The sequence below is a fragment of the Streptomyces sp. NPDC050704 genome, assembly GCF_040654355.1.
GTDB lineage: Bacteria > Actinomycetota > Actinomycetes > Streptomycetales > Streptomycetaceae > Streptomyces.
This window is the reverse complement of record NZ_JBFAHW010000002.1, coordinates 93,259-115,768: the sequence shown is the minus strand read 5'-3', so window position 1 is coordinate 115,768 and position 22,510 is coordinate 93,259. Positions and strand designations below refer to the sequence as shown.

19 protein-coding genes are annotated in these 22,510 nt (G+C 70.9%); 13 read left to right on the top strand and 6 right to left on the bottom strand.

Features of this window, described 5'->3' with window-relative positions:
• Positions 1–9: 9 nt before the first annotated feature.
• The 4 genes from AB0I18_RS01550 to AB0I18_RS01535 all read left to right on the top strand — a co-directional run bounded on the left by AB0I18_RS01550 (position 10) and on the right by AB0I18_RS01535 (position 4,201).
• Positions 10–909: an ABC transporter ATP-binding protein gene (locus AB0I18_RS01550; protein WP_363103381.1), complete on the top strand. Its 900-nt coding sequence runs from the start codon at positions 10–12 to the stop codon at positions 907–909.
• The gene (locus tag AB0I18_RS01545; protein WP_363103299.1) at positions 909–1,643 is read left to right on the top strand and encodes an ABC transporter permease; all 735 of its coding nucleotides are present in this window, start codon (positions 909–911) and stop codon (positions 1,641–1,643) included. Before AB0I18_RS01550 ends, AB0I18_RS01545 begins: the two co-directional genes overlap by 1 nt.
• A 62-nt stretch (positions 1,644–1,705) precedes the next feature.
• The gene (locus tag AB0I18_RS01540; protein WP_363103298.1) at positions 1,706–3,061 is read left to right on the top strand and encodes a sensor histidine kinase; all 1,356 of its coding nucleotides are present in this window, start codon (positions 1,706–1,708) and stop codon (positions 3,059–3,061) included.
• A 507-nt stretch (positions 3,062–3,568) separates the two neighbouring features.
• Positions 3,569–4,201, top strand: coding sequence for a response regulator transcription factor (locus AB0I18_RS01535; protein WP_363103380.1), 633 nt, complete (start codon positions 3,569–3,571; stop codon positions 4,199–4,201).
• Between the two features lie 31 nt (positions 4,202–4,232).
• On the opposite strand, the gene AB0I18_RS01530 is transcribed toward AB0I18_RS01535, so the two are convergent.
• The 3 genes from AB0I18_RS01530 to AB0I18_RS01520 form a co-directional block, all read right to left on the bottom strand.
• Positions 4,233–5,684, bottom strand: a complete 1,452-nt coding sequence (locus AB0I18_RS01530; RefSeq protein ID WP_363103297.1) for an MFS transporter — start codon at positions 5,682–5,684, stop codon at positions 4,233–4,235.
• Positions 5,685–5,892: 208 nt separating this feature from the next.
• Complete coding sequence (locus AB0I18_RS01525) at positions 5,893–7,083, bottom strand: lipid-transfer protein (RefSeq protein WP_363103296.1); 1,191 nt, start codon at positions 7,081–7,083, stop codon at positions 5,893–5,895.
• A 34-nt stretch (positions 7,084–7,117) separates the two neighbouring features.
• A complete protein-coding gene (locus tag AB0I18_RS01520) occupies positions 7,118–9,391 on the bottom strand; it encodes an acyl-CoA dehydrogenase (protein ID WP_363103295.1) in 2,274 nt (757 codons plus the stop codon).
• 179 nt (positions 9,392–9,570) lie between these two features.
• Between AB0I18_RS01520 and AB0I18_RS01515 the strand changes: the two genes are divergently transcribed.
• From AB0I18_RS01515 to AB0I18_RS01480, 8 genes are all read left to right on the top strand, one after another.
• Positions 9,571–11,319: an MFS transporter gene (locus AB0I18_RS01515; RefSeq protein ID WP_363103294.1), complete on the top strand. Its 1,749-nt coding sequence runs from the start codon at positions 9,571–9,573 to the stop codon at positions 11,317–11,319.
• A gap of 146 nt (positions 11,320–11,465) precedes the next feature.
• A complete protein-coding gene (locus tag AB0I18_RS01510; RefSeq protein WP_363103293.1) occupies positions 11,466–12,116 on the top strand; it encodes a class I SAM-dependent methyltransferase in 651 nt (216 codons plus the stop codon).
• Positions 12,117–12,288: 172 nt separating this feature from the next.
• The gene (locus tag AB0I18_RS01505) at positions 12,289–13,278 is read left to right on the top strand and encodes an AraC family transcriptional regulator (RefSeq protein WP_363103379.1); all 990 of its coding nucleotides are present in this window, start codon (positions 12,289–12,291) and stop codon (positions 13,276–13,278) included.
• Positions 13,279–13,494: 216 nt separating this feature from the next.
• Positions 13,495–13,986: an RICIN domain-containing protein gene (locus AB0I18_RS01500; protein ID WP_363103292.1), complete on the top strand. Its 492-nt coding sequence runs from the start codon at positions 13,495–13,497 to the stop codon at positions 13,984–13,986.
• Positions 13,974–15,176, top strand: coding sequence for a sialidase family protein (locus AB0I18_RS01495; RefSeq protein WP_363103291.1), 1,203 nt, complete (start codon positions 13,974–13,976; stop codon positions 15,174–15,176). The genes AB0I18_RS01500 and AB0I18_RS01495 overlap by 13 nt, the downstream gene beginning before the upstream one ends.
• 154 nt (positions 15,177–15,330) lie before the next feature.
• Positions 15,331–16,329, top strand: coding sequence for an N-acetylmuramoyl-L-alanine amidase (locus AB0I18_RS01490; protein WP_363103290.1), 999 nt, complete (start codon positions 15,331–15,333; stop codon positions 16,327–16,329).
• Positions 16,330–16,488: 159 nt separating this feature from the next.
• Entirely contained in the window at positions 16,489–17,355 is an 867-nt protein-coding gene (locus tag AB0I18_RS01485; protein ID WP_363103289.1) for a hypothetical protein, read from the top strand.
• A gap of 126 nt (positions 17,356–17,481) precedes the next feature.
• Entirely contained in the window at positions 17,482–18,492 is a 1,011-nt protein-coding gene (locus AB0I18_RS01480; protein WP_363103288.1) for an LLM class F420-dependent oxidoreductase, read from the top strand.
• Between the two features lie 13 nt (positions 18,493–18,505).
• Here AB0I18_RS01480 and AB0I18_RS01475 read toward each other — a convergent pair whose 3' ends face one another.
• Genes AB0I18_RS01475 through AB0I18_RS01465 form a run of 3 tightly spaced genes read right to left on the bottom strand, consistent with a single transcriptional unit; the run spans position 18,506 to position 21,985 of the window.
• A complete protein-coding gene (locus AB0I18_RS01475) occupies positions 18,506–19,261 on the bottom strand; it encodes a hypothetical protein (protein ID WP_363103287.1) in 756 nt (251 codons plus the stop codon).
• Entirely contained in the window at positions 19,248–20,819 is a 1,572-nt protein-coding gene (locus tag AB0I18_RS01470) for a VWA domain-containing protein (RefSeq protein WP_363103286.1), read from the bottom strand. Before AB0I18_RS01470 ends, AB0I18_RS01475 begins: the two co-directional genes overlap by 14 nt.
• On the bottom strand, positions 20,816–21,985 hold the full coding sequence (locus AB0I18_RS01465) for a hypothetical protein (protein ID WP_363103285.1): 1,170 nt from the start codon (positions 21,983–21,985) through the stop codon (positions 20,816–20,818). Before AB0I18_RS01465 ends, AB0I18_RS01470 begins: the two co-directional genes overlap by 4 nt.
• 231 nt (positions 21,986–22,216) lie before the next feature.
• Between AB0I18_RS01465 and AB0I18_RS01460 the strand changes: the two genes are divergently transcribed.
• Entirely contained in the window at positions 22,217–22,510 is a 294-nt protein-coding gene (locus AB0I18_RS01460) for a hypothetical protein (RefSeq protein WP_363103284.1), read from the top strand.

Genomic DNA, 22,510 nt, shown 5'->3' with positions numbered 1-22,510 from the left:
CAGCAGGCCGTGTCCTTCACCGGGGCGGTCAAGACCTTCGGCGCGGTACGGGCCGTGGACGGCGTCGACCTGGAGATCTCGCGCGGCGAGACGGTCGCGCTGCTCGGCCGCAACGGCGCCGGCAAGTCCACCGCCATCTCGCTCCTGCTGGGCCTGAACGAGCCCGACGAGGGTGTCGTACGGCTCTTCGGCGCCGCCCCGGAAGAGTCCGTACGGGCGGGCCGCGTGGGTGCCATGCTCCAGGACAGCAGGCCGGTGCCGCGGGTGACGGTGGGCGAACTGGTCGGCTTCGTGGGCGGTACGTATCCGGCGCCGATGCCCGTCCGCGAGGCGCTGGAGCTCGCGGGCATCGCCGAGTTGGCCGGGCGGCGCGTCGACCGGCTCTCCGGGGGTCAGACGCAACGGGTGCGGTTCGCGGTCGCGCTCGTCGGGAACCCCTCGCTGATCGTGCTCGACGAGCCGACCGCCGCGCTGGACGTGGAGGCGCGGTACGCCTTCTGGGACTCGATGCGGGGGTACGCGCGGCGCGGCCACACCGTCCTCTTCTCCACCCACTACCTGGAGGAGGCGGACGCCAACGCCGACCGGATCGTCGTCATCGACCACGGCCGGGTCGTCGCCGACGGCAGCGGCGAGCAGCTCAAGCGGGCCGCGGGCGGCAGCCTCGTCTCCTTCGAGCTGGCCGGCGCCGGTACGGAGGGGCTGACGCTGCTGCCGGGCGTGGTCTCCGTGGAGGTGCGCGGGGACCGGGCGCGGCTGCGGACCGAGGACTCGGACGCGACGGTGGTCGCGCTCGCCGAGCGTGGCGCGATCCGCGGCCTGGAGGTGGCGCCGGCCTCGCTGGACGACGCGTTCCTCGCGCTGACGTCCTCCGCCTCCGCCTCCGACAAGGCTCTGGAGACGGTGTGATGGTGAACCATGTGACGCTCGACTATCTGCGGCTCGAAGTGCGCAGGACGCTGCGCGACACCGGCTTCATGATCGGCGGTGTCGCGATGCCGGTGATGATGTATCTGCTGTTCACCAACCTCGGTGACGAGAGCGAGAGCGGCTGGAAGACCACCTCCATGATCGGCATGGCGGCTTACGGCGCGATGGGTTCGGCCCTGAACACCGGCGGCGGGGTCGCCGAGGACCGGGCGATCGGCTGGCTGCGGCAGCTGCGGATCACACCGATGAGCCCGCGGCAGGTCGTGGTCGGCCGGGCGTTGACGGGCGCGGTGACCGTGCTGCCCGCGATTCTCGCGGTCCTGGCGGCGGGCGGCCTGGTCAACGGCGTACGCCTGGACGCCTGGAAGTGGGCGGCGATCGCACTGCTGCTGTGGCTCGGCTCGATCCCGTTCACCCTGCTCGGCCTCGGCAACGGGTACCGGCTGACGGGGCAGGCCACGGGGGTGGTGAACATGGTGTGCAATCTGGGTCTCTCGGTGGTCGGCGGCCTGTGGTTCCCGCTCTCCCTCTTCCCGGAGTGGCTGCGGTCCGTGTCCTCCTACGTCCCGACGAACCGGTTCGCGCAGCTCGGCACGTCGGTCGCCGACGGGCACGCGCCGGCTCTCGCGGCGGTGCTGGTGCTGACCCTCTGGCTGCTCGCCTTCGGCTCGTACGCTGTGGTGTCGTACCGCAAGTCCGCCCGGACCGCCTGAACGAGATCCGTTACCGACGGGGAGCAGGGAACATGTCCTGGTTGCGAAGGGTCAGTTGCCAGATGTCGGCGTGGCAGGACACACGAACGCAGTGGAAGGCCGACCGGGAGGCGTTCCTGGCCGACCAGCAGGCCGTGCGGAAGACCGGGAAGCTCCCGGAGCAGCTGGGCCCACCGCCCAACGGCTTCGCTCTGCTGCCCTGGCTCCTGATGGGCATGGGCGCCTTCTCCAACCTCTTCCGGGGCGAGACCGAGAACCCCTGGATCGGCGGGATCGGCCTGTTCGCCTTCAACACCCTCTACATCTATGTGGTGTTCCGCGCCTTCACGAAGGAGACGCGCCAGGCCCGCTCCACCCGGGGCGCCCTGCTCGCGATGGGCGCGGTGACCTGCGTCCTCGCCGTCCTCTACGGCGGCAGCTGGCTCCTTCTCTTCCCGCTGCTCGGCCTGGCCGCGGGCGCGATCGTCCGGGGCCGGTGGCTCGGCAGGACCGGCATCGGCCTGAGCGCGCTCGCGGGCGTGATCGCCGGGCTGCGGGACGGCTGGGACGCCGTGAACATCGCCTACGGCACCTTCCTCTCCACCATGGTCACGGCCGCGATCCTCTCCCTCTCCGAGGCCGTCCGCGAACTCCGCGCCGCCCGCGAGGAGTTGGCCCACCGTGCCGTCGAGAAGGAACGCCTCCGCTTCTCCCGTGACCTGCACGACCTGCTCGGCCACACGCTCTCCGTCATCGTCGTGAAGTCGGAGGCGGTCCGCCGCCTGGCCCATCGCGACCTGGACGCGGCACTCGTCCAGGTCGGCGACATCGAGTCGGTCGGCCGCCAGGCCCTCACCGAGATCCGCGAAGCGGTCACGGGTTACCGCGAGGGCAGTCTCGCCACCGAACTCGACCGGGCCCGCTCGGTGCTCGGGGCCGCCGGCATCGAACCGGTTGTCCGGCAGTCGGGGCCGCCGCTGCCCGCCAGGACCGAGGCCCTGTTGGGCTGGGTCGTCCGCGAGGCCGTCACCAACGTGGTGCGCCACAGCGGGGCGACGCGCTGCGAGATCACGGTGGACGGCTCGCCGGAACGGGTCCGCGCACGCGTCGCGGACGACGGCCATGGCGTACGGGTCGACTCGCCGGCCCCGCCTCCGCCCCCGGGCATCGGCGGCATCGGCGGCACCGGTCTGAAGGGGCTGACGGAGCGGCTCGGGGCGGCGGGCGGTTCACTGACAGCGGGTGCCGGGGCGCGGGGTGGGTTCGTGGTGACGGCGGAACTTCCGGTGGAGTCGGGGGAACCTCCGGTGGGGGCGGGGGAGTTTGCCGTGGGGGCGGTCGGGTTTGCGGAGACGGCTGCCTCGTCGGCGGAGGTGCCGGATGCGGCCGCCGCATCGGACGCTTCGGCCAAAGCCTCTGCTCCGGGGACGGCTGCCTGAGCGGGGGGCGGGGGCTCTCCCCCCTCCCCCCCACGTCTATGGGCTCCGGTGGAAGTCCGGTGCGTCGGCTGCGGGTTCGTCGTGGCTGGTCGCGCAGTTCCCCGCGCCCCTTTGGGACTGCCGGAGCCCGCCGGAGTTCGACGTTGCCGCTCAGCCATGTCCGGGCGCTGCTGCCTACGCCCGCCACGCCCACCAAGACCGCCACGCCCGCCGAGCCCTCCGAAGCCGCCAAGCCCGCCAGGCTCGCCGAGCCCTCCGAACCCTCCGAAGCCGCCAAGCCCGCCAGGCTCGCCAAGCCCACCACGCCCGCCAAGCCCTCCGAGACCACCAGCCCGCCACGCTCGCCAAGCCCACCGAGACCGCTACGCCTGCCGAGACCGCCAAGCCCGCCATCCCGCGCACGCCCGCCAATCCCGCCACGCCCGCCGTCCCGCGCACGTCCACGTTGTCGGCGCCGTCCGCACGTCCGTTCCGTCGCCCGCGCCCTAATCTTGGCTCGTGAACGAGATGCCGCGGGACCATCGGCCCGCCAAGTCCATCCGGGTTCTCCTTGCCGAGGATCAGGGGATGATGCGGGGGGCCCTCGCGCTGCTCCTCGGGCTGGAGGCGGACATCGAGGTGGTCGCGCAGATCGGAACGGGGGACGCCATCGTGGGCGCGGCCCTGGAGTCGCGGCCCGATGTCGCCCTGCTGGACATCGAGTTGCCCGGTGTCAGCGGGCTGGACGCCGCAGCCCGGTTGCGGGACGAAGTACCCGACTGCCGGGTGCTGATCCTCACCACTTTCGGACGTCCTGGGTATCTGCGACGGGCCATGGAGGCCGGTGCCGCGGGGTTCCTGGTCAAGGACGGGCCCGTGGAGGAACTGGCCGAGGCGATCCGCCGCGTCCTGACCGGCGAGACCGTCATCGACCCGGCCCTCGCCGCGGTCGCGCTGAGCGCCGGGCCCAATCCACTCACCGCCCGTGAGTGCGACGTACTGAATGCCTCGGTGGACGGTGCGACGGTCGCCGACATCGCGACGAAGCTGCACCTCTCCGAGTCGACGGTCCGCAACTACCTGTCCTCGGCGATCGGCAAGACGGGCACCCGCAACCGCATGGCGGCGATGCGGGAGGCCCGGCAGCAGGGGTGGTTGTAGATCCTCGGCGGCAGGGCGGGCGCCCCGGCCTTCAGGACCCCGTGGCGGTCCTCTTCGCCCGCGGTCCCACCCGCCGCGGCAACCACACCGCCATCAGCACCGCACCCCCGAGCAGCACCCCCGCCCCCGTCCGGAACACCAGCGCGTACCCCTCGGTCAGCGCCTCGTCCGACGTCCCGGCGCCGGTCCGGGTCGCCGCGATCGTCGACATCACCGCGAGACCGAGCGAACCGCCCATCGTGCGCGACGTGTTGACCAGCCCGGACACCAGTCCGGCGTCCCCCGGCTCGGCCTCCGACGTGGCCAGCGCGGCGAGCGGTGTCGCGCTCAGCCCGGCGCCGAGCATCATCAGGATCCCGGGGAACATGATCGCGGTGAGATACGAGCCGTCGGCGCTCAGCGTCGACTGCCAGCCGAACCCGACGGCCGCCACCAGCATCCCGGTCAGCGCGACACCGCGCGCACCCACGACCGCCATGAACCGCGGCGCGGCCTTCGAGCCCAGCACCACCGCCAGGGAACTCGGCGCGAGCGCGAGCCCGGCCTCCAGCGGCGAGTAGCCGAGCACGTTCTGCGCGTACAGCGTCATGAAGAACCACATGCAGAACATCGCCGCCCCGCACAGGAACATCGCCACGTTCGCCGAGGACACCGCCCTCAGCCGGAACAGCTTCAGCGGCATCAGCGGCGCCTTCGTCCGCGCCTCGACCAGCAGGAAGAGCGCGATCAGGGCGGCCCCGCCGGACAGCGGCGCCAGCGTGGCGGCCGAGGTCCACCCCTCGGCCTCGGTCTGCACGATCCCGTACGCGAGGGTCGCGAGCCCGGCCGTCACAAGCACCGCGCCCGGCAGGTCGAGCCGCCGCCTGTCACCGGCCCGGCTGTCGACGAGCCAGCGCAGGGCGCCGGCCAGCACCACCGCGCCGATGGGCACGTTGATCAGCAGCACCCAACGCCACGACAGCCCGTCGACCAGCAGCCCGCCGACGAGTCCGCCCGCCGCGCCGCCGCCGGCGCCGACCGCGGTCCAGGTCGCGATGGCACGCGCGCGCGGCGCCCCTTCGGGCACGGCCGAGGTGAGGATCGTCAGCGTCGAGGGCGCGAGGACCGCCGCCCCCAGCCCCTGCACGGCCCGCGCGGCCAGCAACTGCCACTCCTCCTGGGCGAGCCCGCCGCCGAGGGAGGCGAGCGTGAAGAGCGCGAGCCCGATGAGGAACATCCGCTTGCGCCCGTACAGGTCCCCGGCCCGCCCGCCGAGCAGCATGAAGCCGGCGAAGGCGATCGAGTACGCGTTGACGACCCACTGCAGGCCCGGGGCGCTCAGCCCCAGGTCGGCGCGCATCGACGGCAACGCCACGTTGACGACGGACACATCGAGGACGACGAGGAACTGTCCCGCGCAGGCAAGTGCGACCACCACCCAGGTGGGCGGTGCGGAACGACGGGACACGGGTATCTCAGCGGCGGCTCGGAGCATGGGTGTCATGCTCGCAGCGCCGCCCTGCCCCGTACATCGGGATTTCGCTGGACGGACGATCCACCACAAGACCTAGGACCACCGCGGACCTCCGTTGCGGTGCCGCGCCCCTTTAGGGGCGCGAGGAACTGCGCGACCAGCCCCCACCGACCCGCAGCATCAGTCGCGACCAGCCCACCCCGGCCCGCAGCACCAGTACCGCCCTTCCCGCGGAGCGTCACGCCCGCCTGAACAGCGTCACCACCGCCGCGCCGCCGAGACCGATGTTGTGCGCGAGCCCGACACGTGCGCGTGCCACCTGCCGTGCCCCGGCCTCGTCCCGCAGCTGCCACACCAGCTCGGCCACCTGCGCGATCCCGGTGGCCCCCAGGGGATGCCCCTTCGAGATCAGCCCTCCGGAGGGGTTCACCACCCACCGACCGCCGTACGTCGTCGCCCCCGACTCCACGAGCTTCCCGGACTCCCCCGGCTCGCACATGCCGAGCGCCTCGTACGTGAGCAGTTCGTTGACGGAGAAGCAGTCGTGCAGTTCGACCACGTCGACGTCCTCGATCCCGAGCCCGGCCTTCTCGTACACCTGCCGGGCGGCGGCCCGGGACATCGGCTGCCCGACGACGTCGATACACGACCCGGACGCGAACGACTCCTCCGTGTCCGTGGTCATCGCCTGCGCAACGATCTCCACGGCCCGCTCCCCCAGCCCGTGCCGCTCCACGAACCGCTCGGACACGACGACGGCGGAGGCCGCCCCGTCGGAGGTGGGCGAGCACTGGAGTCTGGTCAGCGGCCGGTGGATCGTCTTCGAGGCGAGGATCTCGTCGACCGTCCACACGTCCTGGAACTGGGCGTACGGACTGTTCGCCGAGTGGCGGTGGTTCTTGGCGCCGACGGCGGCCAACTGCGCCTCCGTGGTGCCGTACCGCTCCATGTGCTCGCGTGCCGCGCCGCCGAAGATCTGTGCGGTGGGCGGGGTCATCTCGAAGCCGTGCCGGGCGGCCATGACACCGTAGTGCCGGGCGACGGGCGAGGTCGCGAAGTCGCCTCCGTCGGCCCCTCCGCCCAGCGATCCCCGCTTCATCTTCTCGAAGCCGAGTGCCAGTACGCAGTCCGAGATCCCGCCCTCGACGAACTGCCGCGCCAGCATCAACGCGGTCGATCCGGTCGCGCAGTTGTTGTTGACGTTGTAGACGGGCACACCGGTCAGGCCCAGTTCGTACGCGGCCCGCTGCCCGGCGGTGGATGCCTGGAAGCAGTAGCCGACCGGTACCTGCTCGACGTCGGCGTACGAAATCCCGGCGTCCTCAAGGGCGTTGGTGCCCGCCTCCTTCACCATGTCCCAGTACTGCCACTCCCGGGTCTCGGGCTTCTCGAACTTCGTCATGCCGACCCCGACGACGTACGCCTTCATCCGCTCCCTCTCAGTCCGTAAGTCCCTCAGTCCCTCAGTCCCTGGGCAGGCCGAGGATGCGCTCGGCGACCACGTTCAGCTGCACCTGCGTCGTCCCGCCGGCGATGGTCAGACACCGGGAGAGCAGGAATTCGTGTACGGCCCGCTCTCCGGCGCCCTCGCGCAACGCGCCGTCGGGGCCGAGGAGTTCGAGTGCCAGCTCGGCGACCTTCTGCTGGTGGGCGGTCTGTACGAGCTTGCGTACGGAGGCTCCGGCGCCCGGGTCCGCACCCGAGACCTGCCGCATGGTCGTCCGCAGGCCGATGCAGCCCAGCGCGTGCGCCTCCGCGAGCAGGGCCCCGATGCGGGTCCGTACGGCGTCGTCGAGGCCGCCGGTCCGTGCCCGGTCGACGAGTGCCTCCAGGCCGGTGCCGAAGGTCAACTGGTCGGCCATGTGGACGCGTTCGTTGCCGAGGGTGTTGCGGGCGACCCGCCAGCCGTCGTCCACGGAACCGACCACGGCGTCGGCAGGCAGCACCACGTCGTCGAAGTAGACCTCGTTGAACAGCGATTCGCCGGTGATCTCGGTCAGCGGCCGGATCTCGATGCCGTCGGTGTTCTTCATGTCGACGACGAAGTAGGTGAGCCCCTTGTGCTTGGGAGCGTCCGGGTTCGTCCGGGCGAGCAGGATCCCGTAGTCCGCCCACCGGGCCGAACTCGTCCACACCTTCTGCCCGTTGACATGCCAGGTCCCGTCCGTCGCCCGCTCGGCACGCGTCCGCAGCGAGGCCAGGTCGGACCCGGCCCCGGGCTCCGAGAACAGCTGGCACCACAGCACGTCCCCACGCAGCGTCGGCAGCAGATAGCGCTCCTGCTGTTCCCGGGTGCCGTACGCGATGAGCGACGGTACGACCCAGGTGGCGATCCCCAGTTCACCGACCCGCACTCCGGCGGCGGCCAGCTCCTCCTGCACGGCGAGCTGCTGGACGGGCCCGGCACCGAGTCCGTAGGGCGGTGGCAGATGCGGCGCGGCGTATCCGGTGGGCGCCAACTCGCGTCGTACGGCGGCTGGTTCGAGCCCTCGCCCGGCTATCCGCGCTATGACCGAGCGGGCCGCCACCCGATACCCCCGGTAGCGCGAGGCCTCCTCCGCCGGAAGCTCCGTACGAAGCTCGCGCCTCGCCCCGTTCTCCGCCGGACCGAGTGCCCGTAGGAGATGTCCGCCGCCGAGCAACTGCCGGGCCACCAGGGCCCGTCGCAGGAAGAGGTGCGCGTCGTGCTCCCAGGTGAACCCGATGCCGCCCAGCACCTGAATGCAATCCTTGGCGCACGAGAAGGCCGCGTCGAGCGCGACCCCGGCGGCCAGCGCGGTCACCAACTCCCGTACCCCGAACTCCCGTCCTTCGTCGGGCTCCCGTACTCCGTCGGGCTCCTGGACCGCGCGAGCCGCGTCCCACGCCAGTGCCCGGGCCTGCTCGACGCGCACCAGCATGTCGGCGCACAGATGCTTGATCCCCTGGAAGTGACCGATCGGCCGCCCGAACTGCTCCCGTACCTTCGCGTACGCGACAGCCGTCTCCAGCGCCCAGGCGGCGGTCCCGCACGCGTCGGCGGCGAACACGGCGGCGGCGAGATCCCGTACGAGACCGGAGCCGTTGTCGCCGAGGTCGAGGACCCGGTCGGGCGGGACGCGGACCCCCGTGGCCACCACCTCCGCCGTGGCCCGTGTCGGGTCGGCGCTCTCGTGCACGCGCACGGACAGGTGCGCGGCATCCACGGCCACCCACAGCGACCGGCCGTCCGCCAGGGATGCCTCCAGGATCAGCAGGTCCGCGTCGCCCCCGGACAGAACGGGCGGCGCCGTTCCGTCGAGCACGTACCCGCCCGCGTCGCCCGCACCGTCCACGCCGTCCGCTCCGGCGACAGCGGTCAGCGTGCCGGTCCCCGGCCCGAAGGCCACCGCCCCGATCCGCTCCCCACCGGCCAGCGCCCTGACCAGCTCGCCCGCACCCGCACTCACACCCGCTTCCGCGAGCACCAGAGAGGCGAGGGCGTTCGCGGCGTACGGCCCCGGCAGTGCCGCCCGCGCGGCCTCCTCCAGGACGACGGCGAGATCGAGGAAGGTCCCGCCCCCGCCGCCGTACGCCTCCGGAAGGTGCCCGCCCAGGAACCCCTGCGCGGCGAGCGCGTCCCAGTACGCGGGTCTGCCGCCCTGGCCGCCCGGCGCGTCGAGGAGTTTGCGCACCTCTTCAGGTGGCACCGTCCGGGCGATCCAGCCGCGCACGGCCTCGGCCAGGTCCCGCTGTTCCCGCGTGATCCCGATCCCCATGCGGCGACAGACTAGAACACGTTCCAATCTGACGGTAGGTCAGATGCGAGGGGAATGCGGACCCGTACGTAATGAAGAGGTCAAGAATTCGTTAGGGGCTCGAAGCAACGGAATAGTTGCCTCGGCACACGGGGTTCACCATGCACATACCCCGCTCCCACCTCTGGAGGCCGCACGTAATGACCCGGACAGCGACGGACCCGCGCACGCGAAGGCCGAGCGGCAGCGGAATCGTGCCGGTACTGGCCTTCGCGGGCATCGTTGTCGCGGTGATGCAGACCCTGCTCGTGCCGGTCATCAAGGACCTGCCGGAGCTGCTGAGCACCTCGCCCGGCAACGCCACCTGGGTGATGACCTCGACCCTGCTCGCGGGCGCCGTGTCGACGCCGATCATGGGGCGCCTCGGTGACCTCTTCGGCAAGCGGCGGATGCTGATCACGAGCCTGGCCGTGATGGTCGTGGGCTCGCTGATCGCCGGTTTCACCAGTGACCTGCTCGTGATGATCGTCGGCCGCGCCCTGCAGGGCTTCGCGATGGGCGCCATCCCCCTCGGCATCGGCCTGATGCGCGACGGACTGCCGCGCGAGAAGCTCCCCTCGGCGATGGCCCTGATGAGCTCCTCGATCGGCGTCGGCGGCGGCCTCGCGCTGCCGCTCGCCGCGCTCGTGGCGCAGCACGCCGACTGGCACGCCCTCTTCTTCGGCTCCGCCGGCCTCGGCGTCCTCTCGATCCTGCTCACCCTCCTCTTCGTACCGGAGTCCCCGATGCGCGCCGAGGGCACCTTCGACGTCTGGGGCGCGCTCGGTCTGTCCGCAGGACTCGTCCTCTTCCTCCTGCCGATCACCAAGGGCAGTGACTGGGGCTGGACGTCCGGCACGACGCTCGGCCTGTTCGGCGCGGCGGCGGTCGTCCTCTTCCTGTGGGGCGTGATGGAGCTGCGGGTGAAGGCTCCGCTGGTCGACCTGCGCACCACGGCCCGGCCCGCCGTGCTCTTCACCAACCTCGCCTCGATCATGGTCGGCGTCGCCTTCTACGCCGTCTCACTCGTCCTGCCCCAGCTGCTCCAGCTGCCCACCTCGACCGGTTACGGCCTCGGCCAGTCCATGGTCGTCGCGGGACTGTGCGTGGCCCCCCTCGGCCTGACGATGATGTTCACGGCGCCGGTGTACGCCCGGATCTCGGCGAAGTACGGCCCGAAGGTCACCCTCATCCTCGGCATGCTGATCATCGCGATCGGCTACGGCGCAGGCCTCGGCCTGATGAGCGCCGCCTGGCAGACCGTCGTCATCGCGGTCGTCCTGGGCGCGGGCATCGGCCTCGCGTACTCCTCGCTCCCCGCGCTGATCGTCGGCGCCGTCCCCGCGTCCGAGACGGGCGCGGCCAACGGCCTCAACACGCTGATGCGCTCGATCGGTACGTCCGTGTCCAGCGCCGTCATCGGCATGGTCCTTGCGAACACGGCGAACAACGTGAACGGCGTCGCGATACCCACCATGCACGGCTTCCGCGTCTCCTTCATGATCGCCGCGGGCGCGGTCGCGGTCGGCCTGGTCTTCGCGCTGTTCCTGCCGCGGCAGCGCCGGGCGACCGCGCCGCAGCTGCGGGCCAACAGCGAGGAGGACGCGGCGCTGGAGCGGGCGTACGAGGTGCTCGGCGGCTTCCGCGGCCGGGTCGTCGACGCCGAGGGCGGGCCGGTCTCCCGCGCGAAGGTCACGCTGATCGACCCGCGCGGCCGCCAGGCGGGCGCGACACTCTCCGCGGCGGACGGCAGCTACGCGCTCGCCGTGCCCGCCCGGGGCGCGTACGTCCTGGCCGCCAAGGCCACCGGCCACGGACCGCTCGCCTCGTCGGCGACGCACGCGGGCGACGACCGTCCGGTGGATGTGGACCTCGCGCTGCCGGCCGAGAACGCCGGGGTTCCCGCCTGACCCTCGGGCTCGCTTCGAGTGATCCGCAGACCCCCGTCGCCCACGCGGCGGGGGTCTGCGGCAGCATGGGGCGCCCACAGACACGTACAGCCCCGCACGACCCCGCACGAGTACATCCACAGCCCCCGTACCAGCTGGAGGACCCCATGCCCGCGGCACCCAAGCCGGAGATCCTCGCCGCGTTCCAGGCGGCCAAGGGGTTCATGCCCGTGGGCGAAGGGCTCGCGCTGTACGAGGCCGCCGCCGAGGCCGGCCGGCTGGGGCTGCCGATCCTGGAGGTCGGCACGTACTGCGGCCGCTCGACGATCCTGCTCGCCGACGCGGCACGCGAGGCCGGGGTGACGGCGATCACGGTCGACCACCACCGCGGCAGCGAGGAGCAGCAGCCGGGCTGGGAGTACCACGACCCGACGACGGTCGACCCCGAACTCGGCCGCATGGACACCCTCCCCACCTTCCGCCGTACTCTCCACCGGGCGGGCCTGGAGGACCACGTGGTCGCGATCGTCGGCCGCTCGCCCCAGGTGGCCGCGTTCTGGACCTCCCCCCTCGGCCTCGTCTTCATCGACGGCGGCCACACCGACGAACACGCGACCGGCGACTACGAGGGCTGGGCGCCGCACGTCGCCGAGGGCGGCCTCCTGCTCATCCACGACGTCTTCCCCGACCCGGTGGACGAGCTCACGGGGCAGGCCCCGTACCGCGTGTATCTCCGGGCGCTGGAGTCGGGCGCCTTCACGGAGATCTCGGTGACGGATTCGCTGCGCGTGCTGCGGCGGACGGGGGCAGGGATCTGACGGCAGCCACGATCGGAGTCGGGATCGCCCGTCTCCTGTCGCCCGTGGCCGCGATGTCCCGGCCGAGACGGCCGCCCACGGCGCCCGAACCCACCGTTTGATGATTGAAGTACTCTCCGCACGGGCGGAATTCGACGGCGGCGCGTCCGTGGTCGGGGAGAAGCGGGGCGGGATGATCGGGACGGTTTTCCGAAGCGACGACGTACCTGTCGAGAACAGGTTCGACTACTGGAGTGAGCTGGTCCACCGGGCGATCGCACCGAGCCACATCACCAGTGCCCACGCCGCCGACTTCTGGGCGGAACAGCGCTTGATGGAGTTGGGCCCTGTGATGGTGTGGCCGGTGTCGGTGCTGCCGTCGCGGTTCCGGCGGACCGAGAAACTGGTGCGGCAGTCCGACCCCGAGATGTACCACCTGTCGCTGGTGCTCGGCGGCGGGCTGGGGCTCGATCACATCGGGCGGACCGATGTGTACGGCCCACGCGACCTGTGGGTGACCGACACCTCGGAGCCGTACGAAGTGCGACCGCCGAACGACGGGGACCGCCGCGTGATCACGGGTGTGGCCGTGGACTTCCCCAAGGCGCTGCTGCCCCTGTCCCCCGACCGGATTCGGGCGCTGCTGGGCAGACGGCTGTCGGGGCAGGAGGGAACGGGCGCGCTGCTGACGGGGTTCCTCACCGGCCTCGACCAGCAGGCCGACTCCCTCCGGCCGTCCGACGCACCGCGGCTGGGGTCGGTTCTGATCGATCTCCTGGCGGCCTGGTTCGCCCAGGTGCTCGACGCGGAGGACGCCCTGTCGCCGGAGACCCGCCATCGGACCATGACCGCGCACATACGGGCGTTCATCCGGCAGAACCTGCACGATCCGGAACTGACACCGCCCGTGATCGCCGCCGCGCACCACATCTCCCTCAGCTACCTGCACCGGCTCTTCCAGGAACAGGGCCGGGGCGAAACCGTCGCGGCCTGGATCCGCGCCCGGCGGCTGGAGGGCGCCTGCCGCGATCTGGCCGATCCCGCGTTGCGCGCCACGCCCGTCCACACCATCGCCGCACGCTGGGGCCTCCCGCCCGGCTCGGCCTTCACCCGCGTTTTCCGTACCGCCTACGGCCTCTCACCCATGGAGTACCGGCACCAGGCGCTGTCCGTACGGGAGTAACGGGAGTAACGGGAGTAACGGGAGTAACGGGAGTAGACGCAAGGTCAAGCAACTGTGGACTCACCGTCAACGACAGCCTCAGGAGTCGTCCCACATGCTGGCGAGGCGGCGTTCGCCCACCGTTGCCAATGCGTCGAAACGCGGAAGAGAAGGCCCTTGATGGGTAGAACACTCCGAATACCCGGACTCTCAGGAGTGCGAAGAACCTCCGTCGCGATGACGGTTGCCGCCCTGGCGGCCACGCCCGTACTGGCCGGTTCCTCGCTGACCGGCACGGCGTCGGCGGCCGAGAGCGCGGTGACGGCCGAGGCCCCCGTCTACGCCAGGCTCTACAACCAAGGCACCGGAAAGTGCCTCGCCGTCCCCAACGCCGACCCGGACAACGGGGTCGTGCTGATCCAGTGGACCTGCAGCACCAGCGCGAGCCAGTACTGGACGCTCGAACCCGTGCCGAACGGCTACCGGGTGCGCAACCAGGCGACCGGCAAGTGCCTCGCCATCGGGGGTTCGAGCACGGCCGGGGGCGCCAAGGCCATCCAGTGGCCGTGCGGCGACAACACCGACCAGGTCTGGGCCCACGACGGGACCGACCGGCTGCGGAACGACAACAGCTCCCTCTGCCTGGCCATCCCCAACAGCACCACGACCAACGGGACCGAGGCCATGCAGTGGACCTGCTCGGGGAGGGACCAGCAATGGCTCTGGTAACGGGACACGGGCCCTCGCGAGCGCCGAAGCCGTTCTACCTGACGACGTTCCTCACCCTCGTCGCGGCCCTGCTCGCGGCCCTCCTCGTCTCTCCCGACAGCGCGTCCGCCGCGGGGGTCTCCGACGTGCGGACGGTCTACACGAACCAGGAGACCGAGGGCGACGGCCCCCGCGTCCCCGACATCATCAGCACCAGCTCGAACAACGCGGTCGTGGCCTGGCGGGAGGGCACGCTGCCCGGCCGGGTCGACGAGGGGTACATCCGGTACTCGTACACCACCGACGGCGGCGCGAAGTGGTCCCACCCGAAGGTGCTGGCGCGGGAGACCAGTGAGTACCTCTGGCACTACGTCACCCTCTACCAGGTGGGCGACGAGCTCTTCGCGTATCTCGGCCGTACCCCGGTCAAGGACGACAGCGAGACCGACGGCGACGGAAACAACGACAACGGTCTGCCGATCGACGACATCGTCGTCAAGCGCAGCACCGACCAGGGGCACACCTGGGAGGACTACGCCGTCGACATGCCGCTCGACGACCCGGCCACCACCGCCGACGAGGGCCTCGGGAACCTCGCCTTCGCCGGACGTCCGCTCCAACTGGCCGACGGGGCGCACGTCATGCCGTACTGGGCGTCGGGCAGGGCGAACGGGGTGCTGTACTCCACGGACCTCAAGAAGTGGGTCGCCCGCCCCGCCGTGCCGGACCCGAACAAGTACCTCGGCGGCGAACCGCAGCTCACGGTCTCGCAGGACGACCCGAACAGGCTGGTCATGGTCGCCCGCAGCAGCTACGCCGTGTCGAAGGTCTCCGCGGTGACGGCCACCAGCACCGACGGCGGCCAGACCTGGACCGACTTCGTCCTGGACGGCAACGTGCCTTCCTACGACTCCAAGGTGTTCTTCACCACGGACAGCGCCGGCCGGTATCTGACCATCGCCAACACCTCCCTCGACGCCAGTGCCTACCGCAAGGTCCTGAACTACAAGGTCAAGAGCCCCGGTCAGGCCTGGGGAGCCGCCAAGCTGTTCGCCGACGGCCCCTCGGACGACCCGACACCGGCCGGTACGGGTGCGGGCTGGGACACGTACCCGATGGCCGACGAGTACGCGCCCGGCAAGTTCTTCGTCGTCTGGGAGCACGACACGTCGGCCATCAAGGTGAGCAGGCTCGACATCTCCGACACATAGACGTCCGGCCTGGCGGCCGTACACGACGAAGGCGGGCCGGAGCACCCGGGGAGGAGTGCTCCGGCCCGCCTTCGTCGCGTACGGCCGTCGGCATCGTCGGGAGTGCCGCGTGCGGAGCCTGCGGACCCCGGGGCCTCCCCGTAAGGTGGCAGGCGTGTCGTACGTAGGTCCTGACTTCGATCCCTCCCGCCCGCCGCGCCGCACCCTGCGCAGGCCGGTGGCCGTTGCCGGTGCCGCGCTCGTGGTGGGGGCGCTGGGCGGATGGCTGATGTGGCAGGCGTCGGGGGACCCCGGTGGGGGCGGGTCTGACCGGGCGGGCGCGCAGTCGCCCTTGTCGAACGCCCCCGCGTCGCCGACCGCTCCGAAGACGGATGCCGAGGACAGCAGCGACGGCAGCGGCGGAAACGGAAGCGGCAGCGACGGCAAGGAATCCGGTACGTCCTCCTCGCCGTCGGCCTCTCGGCCCGCCGCCTCCGGCCCCCTCAAAGGCAAGGTCGTCGTCATCGACCCCGGGCACAATCCCGGCAACTTCCAGCACACGTCCGAGATCAACCGCAAGGTGAACATCGGGACGAACTCCAAGGAGTGCGACACCACCGGTACGTCCACCAACGCCGGTTACACGGAGGCTCAGTTCACCCTCGACGTCTCCCGGCGGCTACGCACGCTGCTCGAAGAGCAGGGCGCCACGGTGAAGTTCACGCAGGACGGCGACCGCGCCTGGGGGCCGTGCGTGGACGAGCGGGCCCGGATCGGCAACCAGGCGGACGCGGACGCCGTGGTCTCCGTCCACGCGGACGGTTCGGCGGACGGCAACCGCGGCTTCCATGTGATCCTGCCCGGCTCGGTGCGCGCGGGCGCCGCCGACACCCGGCCGATCGTCGCCCCGTCCCGCGAACTCGGCGAGCGCATCGCCGGCAGTTTCGTACGCGCCACCGGCAGCGCGCCCTCGAACTACATCGGCGACGGCACCGGCCTCGACGTCCGGAAGGATCTCGGCGGTCTCAATCTGTCAACGGTTCCGAAGGTGTTCATCGAGTGCGGCAACATGCGCGACAGCAAGGACGAGGCGCTGCTGACCAGCGGCGCCTGGCGGCAGAAGGCGGCAAACGGAATCTCTGAGGGAATTGTGAGTTTCCTGCACGAGTCGTGATCAGCGCGTTCATCCGGGCGGACACCCGTGCGGGGCGGACGATAGTGTCCTTCCTACGATGAGGGGCCACTCCCCGCGCTTCACACCGCGGCCTGACGGCGACATGGTGACAGCGATGCCTCCACCGATGACGAGACGACTGACGAAGGACGACCTGAAGTGAATATCCGCTCCCTCACTCGAGGCGACGGCGTGGTGATCGGAGCAGCGGTCCTGCTGTTGATCGCGTCGTTCCTCGACATCTACTCCGTCGACGGGGCCCCGGACAGCGCCGAATTCCCGAACTCCTGGGAGAGCGGGCCGGTCCTGATGGGCGTCGTCCTCGCGGGCATCATCGGCGCCGCGCTCATCATCGTGGCGCACGGCCTGCCGCAAGCCCCCAAGGTCGTCGGCCTCGACCTCGGTCAGTTCGGCGTCGCCTTCACGGTCTTCGCCGCCTGGAGCGCGCTCGGGAACATCTTCGACCCGCTCGGTGGCACGGACAACGCCAGCGCCTCGGACAGCGGCGTCAGCGCCGGCATGGGTCTGATCCTCGCCCTCATCGCCACCCTCGTCCTCGCGGGTGCCGCCATCGCCACCCCCCTGGTCCCGGCTCTCAAGGCCGCCCTCATCCCGGCCCCCAAGCCCGCCGCCCCCCAGCCCTACGGCGGTCAGCCGCAGGGTGGTTACGGTTACCCGGGTGCCCAGCAGCCGGGTCAGCCGCAGCCGTACGGTGGTCAGCCGCAGCAGGGTATGCCGGGGCAGACCGGCCAGCCGTTCGGCGCGCAGCCCGGTCAGCCGCAGCAGCCCCAGCAGGCGCAGGCCCCGCAGGCGCAGCAGCCCGCCGGGGACTTCTCGCCGTTCTGGTTCGCCGTGCCGGTGCCGCGTCCGCTGTTCGCGGAGGACGGTTCGCCGACGCCGATCGCCGAACTGGCGCCGGGCACCTGGTACCTGGCCGTCGAGCAGCGCGGCCCGAGCCTGGTGGCGCAGACGCAGGACGGCCGCCGCGGTGTGCTTCAGGACACGAGCGGTATCCAGCGCGGCTGACGGCCCCTGGTTCCCGTTCCCACGGCCCCTCACTTCCGGAGCTCTTCCGGGTGGGGGGCCGTTCCCGTACAGTCGCCAGTCGCCCGGATATCCGGCGGTGATCTGACGGGACGTCAGGAGGCTTGTATGCGGCTCGGTCTCGCACTCGGCTACTGGGGCCGCGGCCCCTCCGCCGACCACGTGCCACTCGCCCAGGAGGCCGAGCGGCTCGGCTACGACTCGGTGTGGACCGCCGAGTCCTGGGGCTCCGACGTCTTCACACCCCTCACCTGGATCGCCGCGCAGACCTCAACGATCAAGCTGGGCACAGCCATTGCCCAGATGGCGGCCCGCTCCCCCACCACCACCGCGATGCACGCCCTCACCCTCGACCACCTCTCGGGCGGGCGCGTGCTGCTCGGCCTCGGACTGTCGGGGCCGCAGGTCGTCGAGGGCTGGTACGGGCGCCCGTTCCCGAAGTCGCCGCTCACCGCGACCCGGGAGTACGTCGATGTCGTACGCCAAGTCCTCAGGCGCGAGGCCCCGGTTGAGCTGGACGGCCGCTTTCACTCCCACCCGTACCGGGGTGCGGACGGGACCGGTATCGGCAAGGCGCTCAAGTCGATCACGCATCCCCTCCGGTCCCGACTGCCCATCCTGCTCGGCGCCGAAGGTCCGAAGAACATCGCGCAGACGACCCGTATCGCGGACGGCTGGCTGCCGCTGTACTGGTCGCCGATGAGGACGGATGTGTACGAGGCTTCCCTGGACGCCGCTCCGGACGGCTTCCTCGTCGCGCCCATGGCCCAGGCCAGGGTCTGCGACGACGTCGCCGAAGGGCTGCTCCCGGTGAAGGCGATGCTCGGCTTCTACATCGGCGGCATGGGGCACGCGGCCCGCAACTTCCACGCCGACCTGATGGCGCGGATGGGCTTCGAGGAGGAGGCCCGCCGCATCCAGGAACTGTTCCTGGCGGGCCGCCGCGAGGAGGCCGTACTCGCCGTCCCCGACGCCTTCGCCGACGAGATCTCCCTCGTCGGCCCGCGTGAACGGATCGCGGAGCGGCTGGAGTTGTGGCGGAAGGGGCCGGTCACGGATCTGCTGGTGCTATCACCCGATCCGCATACGCTGCGCGTACTGGCCGAGCTCAACTCCTGAGCTCCTGGGGGCCCTACCGGAAGATCGCGATCGCCTCCAGCGTGACCTCCCGGCTGTTGACGCGCCATCCGGTCATCTTGCCCAGGCAGCGTGCCGGGAACGTTCCGTCGATCTTCTCGTTGCGCAGGCCTCCGGCGGCGCAGCTGACTCGGACGTAGGCGGGCTGCTCCGAGTCGCCGTACTGTGCGCGCAGCACGATTTCCTCCGACGTCTCCGACTCCACGGCGAATCGGCCGCGGACCGACACGAACTCCTCTATGTCGCTCAGCGCGACGCCGCCCTGCCCGGCCTCCGGGCCGAGGGCCTCGGCGAGGGCGCGGTTCGGGGTGACGTTCCCGGAGCGCAGGTCTGCGTGGACGATGACGTCGGCGCGCTCGAACGCGTCCATCAGCATGCCGATCACGGAGATCGGCTCGCTCTTCTGGACGTAACTGCTGAACTTCTCCTGTGTGACGGCCTTGTTGGCCTTGATGGTCCAGGGCAGCAGTTTGCCCCAGAGGCCCACGTTCGTGTTGACGTTGGTCCGGTGCTCGACGGCCTGTTCGAGTGCCGCGCTGTAGTTGCCGATCCGGTAGAGGTCCATCACCGCCTTCTCGTCGAGGTAGAAGCAGATGCTGTACGCGGACCCCCGCCCGGCGGCCCGCCGTCCTCGCTCGCGGACGTGCCGCGCCAGCACGACGACGAGCGTCACCGCACCGGCCGCGGTGATCAGCCACACCGTCATCCACGGCCACCACAGACCCCACCACTGCGCGTCAACGACAGCCACGGATCTCCTTGAACGCCTCGGAAAGGGATGAGCCCCGGGCGTCCACCATGTGCCCGCCCGTCTTCGCGGCCGCGCGCCGCAGTGCACCGGCGTCGGCCTCGCCGAAGTGCACGGGGTAGGTGTGGACGGCGGTACGGGCCCCGGCCGGCCGCGCCTCGTAGCGGCGTACGAACTCCTCGTACGAGATGCCCGCGTTGTTCTCACCGTCCGTCATCAGCACGATGGACACGGCCTGTTCGGGCTCGTCGGCGACCGCCGAGGTGGCCGTGCGGTAGCCGTGGTCGAGGGCGGACCAGACGGCGGTGGAGTCGCCGAATCCGCCGCGCGCGACGACGTCGGCGAGCGTCCTCAGCTCCTTCGGCCCGCGGACGGTGATGGTCTTCTCCTCCAGTACGCGGCCGCCGAACCGTACGACGGTCAGCCGCTCGCCCTGGTAGAACCGCGCGAACTTGCCCGTCGCCGAGGAGTCCGCGCCGCTGAGGTCCGCGAACGCCTCGCGCAGGGCCGCCATACGCTCGCCGCGCATCGACCCCGAGAAGTCGAGCAGGAAGACCACCTGGCCCGGAAGGCGTCGCCGTGGATCGCCGTAGTCGTCCAACAGGCGGTCGACGACGGCCGGTTGGTCGGGGAAGTAGAGGGCGTTCCCGACCGCGGCGCGCAGCTCTCCGGCGCGGCGGACCGAGGGGCTCACCGGCCGTCGCAGGGTCGTCCGCATGATCTTCTCCTGGGTCGAGTCCCGCTGGAGCCACTCGACGACCTTGTCGTACGCGGTCCGCTGGGCCGGGTCGAGGAGCAGCAGCGGGAAGTCGGCGAGGACCATGCCGTCCTCGGGGCGCACGATCTCCAGTTTCTCCTTCAGGCGGTCGCCGGAGTTGAGGGCGAGCAGGTCGGACTCGTACGTGATGAGCGCGTTGGCCCGGCCGGGGTCGTCGACGAAGGCGTCGAGCAGTTCGCGGGTGGATTCCGCGGTGAGCCGCTGGCCGGAGCGGAAGCCGCGCAGGCGGTCGCAGGAGACGTCGGTCTCGCGCAGCGCGCCGCCGGTACCCGCCGCGGCGGTCGCGACGCCGACGAGCGCGGCCAGACCGCTGCCCGTCTGCCGGGGGTCGGCCATCCCGAAGCGTACGGTGCCGGTGGCGGCGGCGTCAGCGATGTCGGCCCAACTGAGCTGTCCGTCCGGCGACTTGGCCCGGAGTTCACCCGCGACAGCCGGTCGCAGGCCGACGACGACCGGCGAGAGCATGGTCGGGGTACGCAGCTGCCGCCGGGCCGAGTCCTTGTGGCGCAGCCTGAAGTAGCGGTCGGTGGAGAGCCAGGCGAGGTCGTGTCCGCCGCCCTGTCCGGAGGCCAACGCGTCACCGGTGTCCGCGTCGGCCTGATAGTCCAGGTCGAGTTCGACGCCCGTCTCGCTCCTCAACTCGTCGAGGAGCGGCTCCAGTACGGCGAGGTCGGGCCCTGCGAGTACCCGTAGCGTGGTCCTGTCCTCGTCCCCGTCGGAGCAGGCGGTGGCGGTGAGGGTGAGGGCCAGGCACAGTGCCAGAATCCACCGGCCGCGCCTCACCCGGGTTCCTTCTGGAGCGGCGGGCAGTCGCCGATGATCTGGATCATCCGCTCCAGGAGGGACAGTCTGGGCAGTACGGCTTTGGTGTCGTCGGCCGAGGTGACGGGCACCTGGATGTGGCGGTCCTCCAGGTACTTCGCCAGCCGGTCACTGGTCGAGTCGGCGGTCGCGTCCCGCGGCCGGAAGCCCAACTCGACGGCTCGCTGCTGGAGTTCGGGGTCCTTCGACACCAGTTCGCCGAGCCGTTCGCCGTCCTTGGTGAGGGCGACCAGCTGGGGCTCGGTGACGAAGCGGGCGTCCGGGTAGAGGAGGACGCGTTCGGTGTCCGGCTTGCCCTCCGCCGCCTGGTGGCGGATCTGGTGGGCCAGGTACTGGTGCTCGTAGATGACGGAGATCGGTGAGATGCCCGGCCCGTCCGGAGAGAAGTACGTCTCCGCCTTTTCGGAGGCCGGGAGTCCCTGCTCGATGAGCCAGGGCTTGATCGCGCGAGCCCGTTTCTCCGCCTCTTCGAGGTCGTTCGGGACGTCGTTCTCGTACGCCACGGACGCGACGAGACCGAGATAGGTGCCGGCGGAGTTCGCCTGGCAGATGTCCGAGGTCTGGGCGAGGATCTTGTTGCCGTTGCGTGCGCCATGGTTCTTGATGCCGATGTCTTCCCAGCGCTTGCTGTCCTCGGTCAGCTTCAGGAACTCGCGCATGTCGAGCGTGTAGTAAAGCGGGTCGCCGCCGACCGCCTGGCCCTGCTGGAGGTCCGCGGTCTTGTCGTTGGCTCGCAGGGCCTCCGCGTACGCGCGGTAGGTGCCCAGCACGATCGGGCTGACGAACGGGCGGTACGTGAGGGCCGGGCGCCCGGCCTTCGCGCGCTCCCTGGTGATCAGGTCCGCGGCGGGCTGCCCGGAGGGGAAGACGACGTCGTAGCCCTCGACCTCCTGGTTGGCGATCTCCCGCGACCCCATCCGCGTGATGTGCACCCGGATGCCGTGCTTCAGGAGGAGCCTTTGGACTTCGGGGTCCTCGAAGAAGTCCCGTTTGGAGGCCATCTTGGCCTCGATCGTGACGACTTGGTCGAGCGGCATCAGCAGATGCCCCGAGGCCAGGAGGGAGACGAGCCCGATGACGGGGACGGGCAGAGCGAGGGCGAGTCTTCGGCGCAGGCGGCCGCGCACGGGTCTGCTGACGGCTAACCGAGGTTCCCCCACAGCACTTCCGACGGATCTGACGGGTCTCTCGGCTCTGTTCGCGGTCACAGGCATCTCCCCCTACCGTGAGGCAGGATCGTCGGTGACCGCGCTTACCGCCAGACCGCGTCACGGCGAACGGAGGCTGAAGTACGGGTTAATGAGTGACGCCGGTACCGGCTCGGGTTTCATCCGGGATTCAAGGGCTACTCGCAGGGCATGTCCCCTCGATATCGCAGCAGTAGCAACTCGGCCGGCAGGGTCATCGCGGTCGTAGCCGACGTCATGGCCCTGATTCTCGGTCTGTGGATCCTGATGTACCTGCTGGACGCCAACCGGGGCAACGACTTCGTCCAGTTCATCCAGGACGCGGCCCGCTGGCTGGCCGGCTGGTCCCATGATCTGTTCACGTTCGACGAGCAGTGGGCACGGGTTGTCGCGGGCTACGGCCTGGCCGCCGTCGTGTACCTCTTCATCGGACACGCGATCGCCAACCGCGTACACCGCCACTGA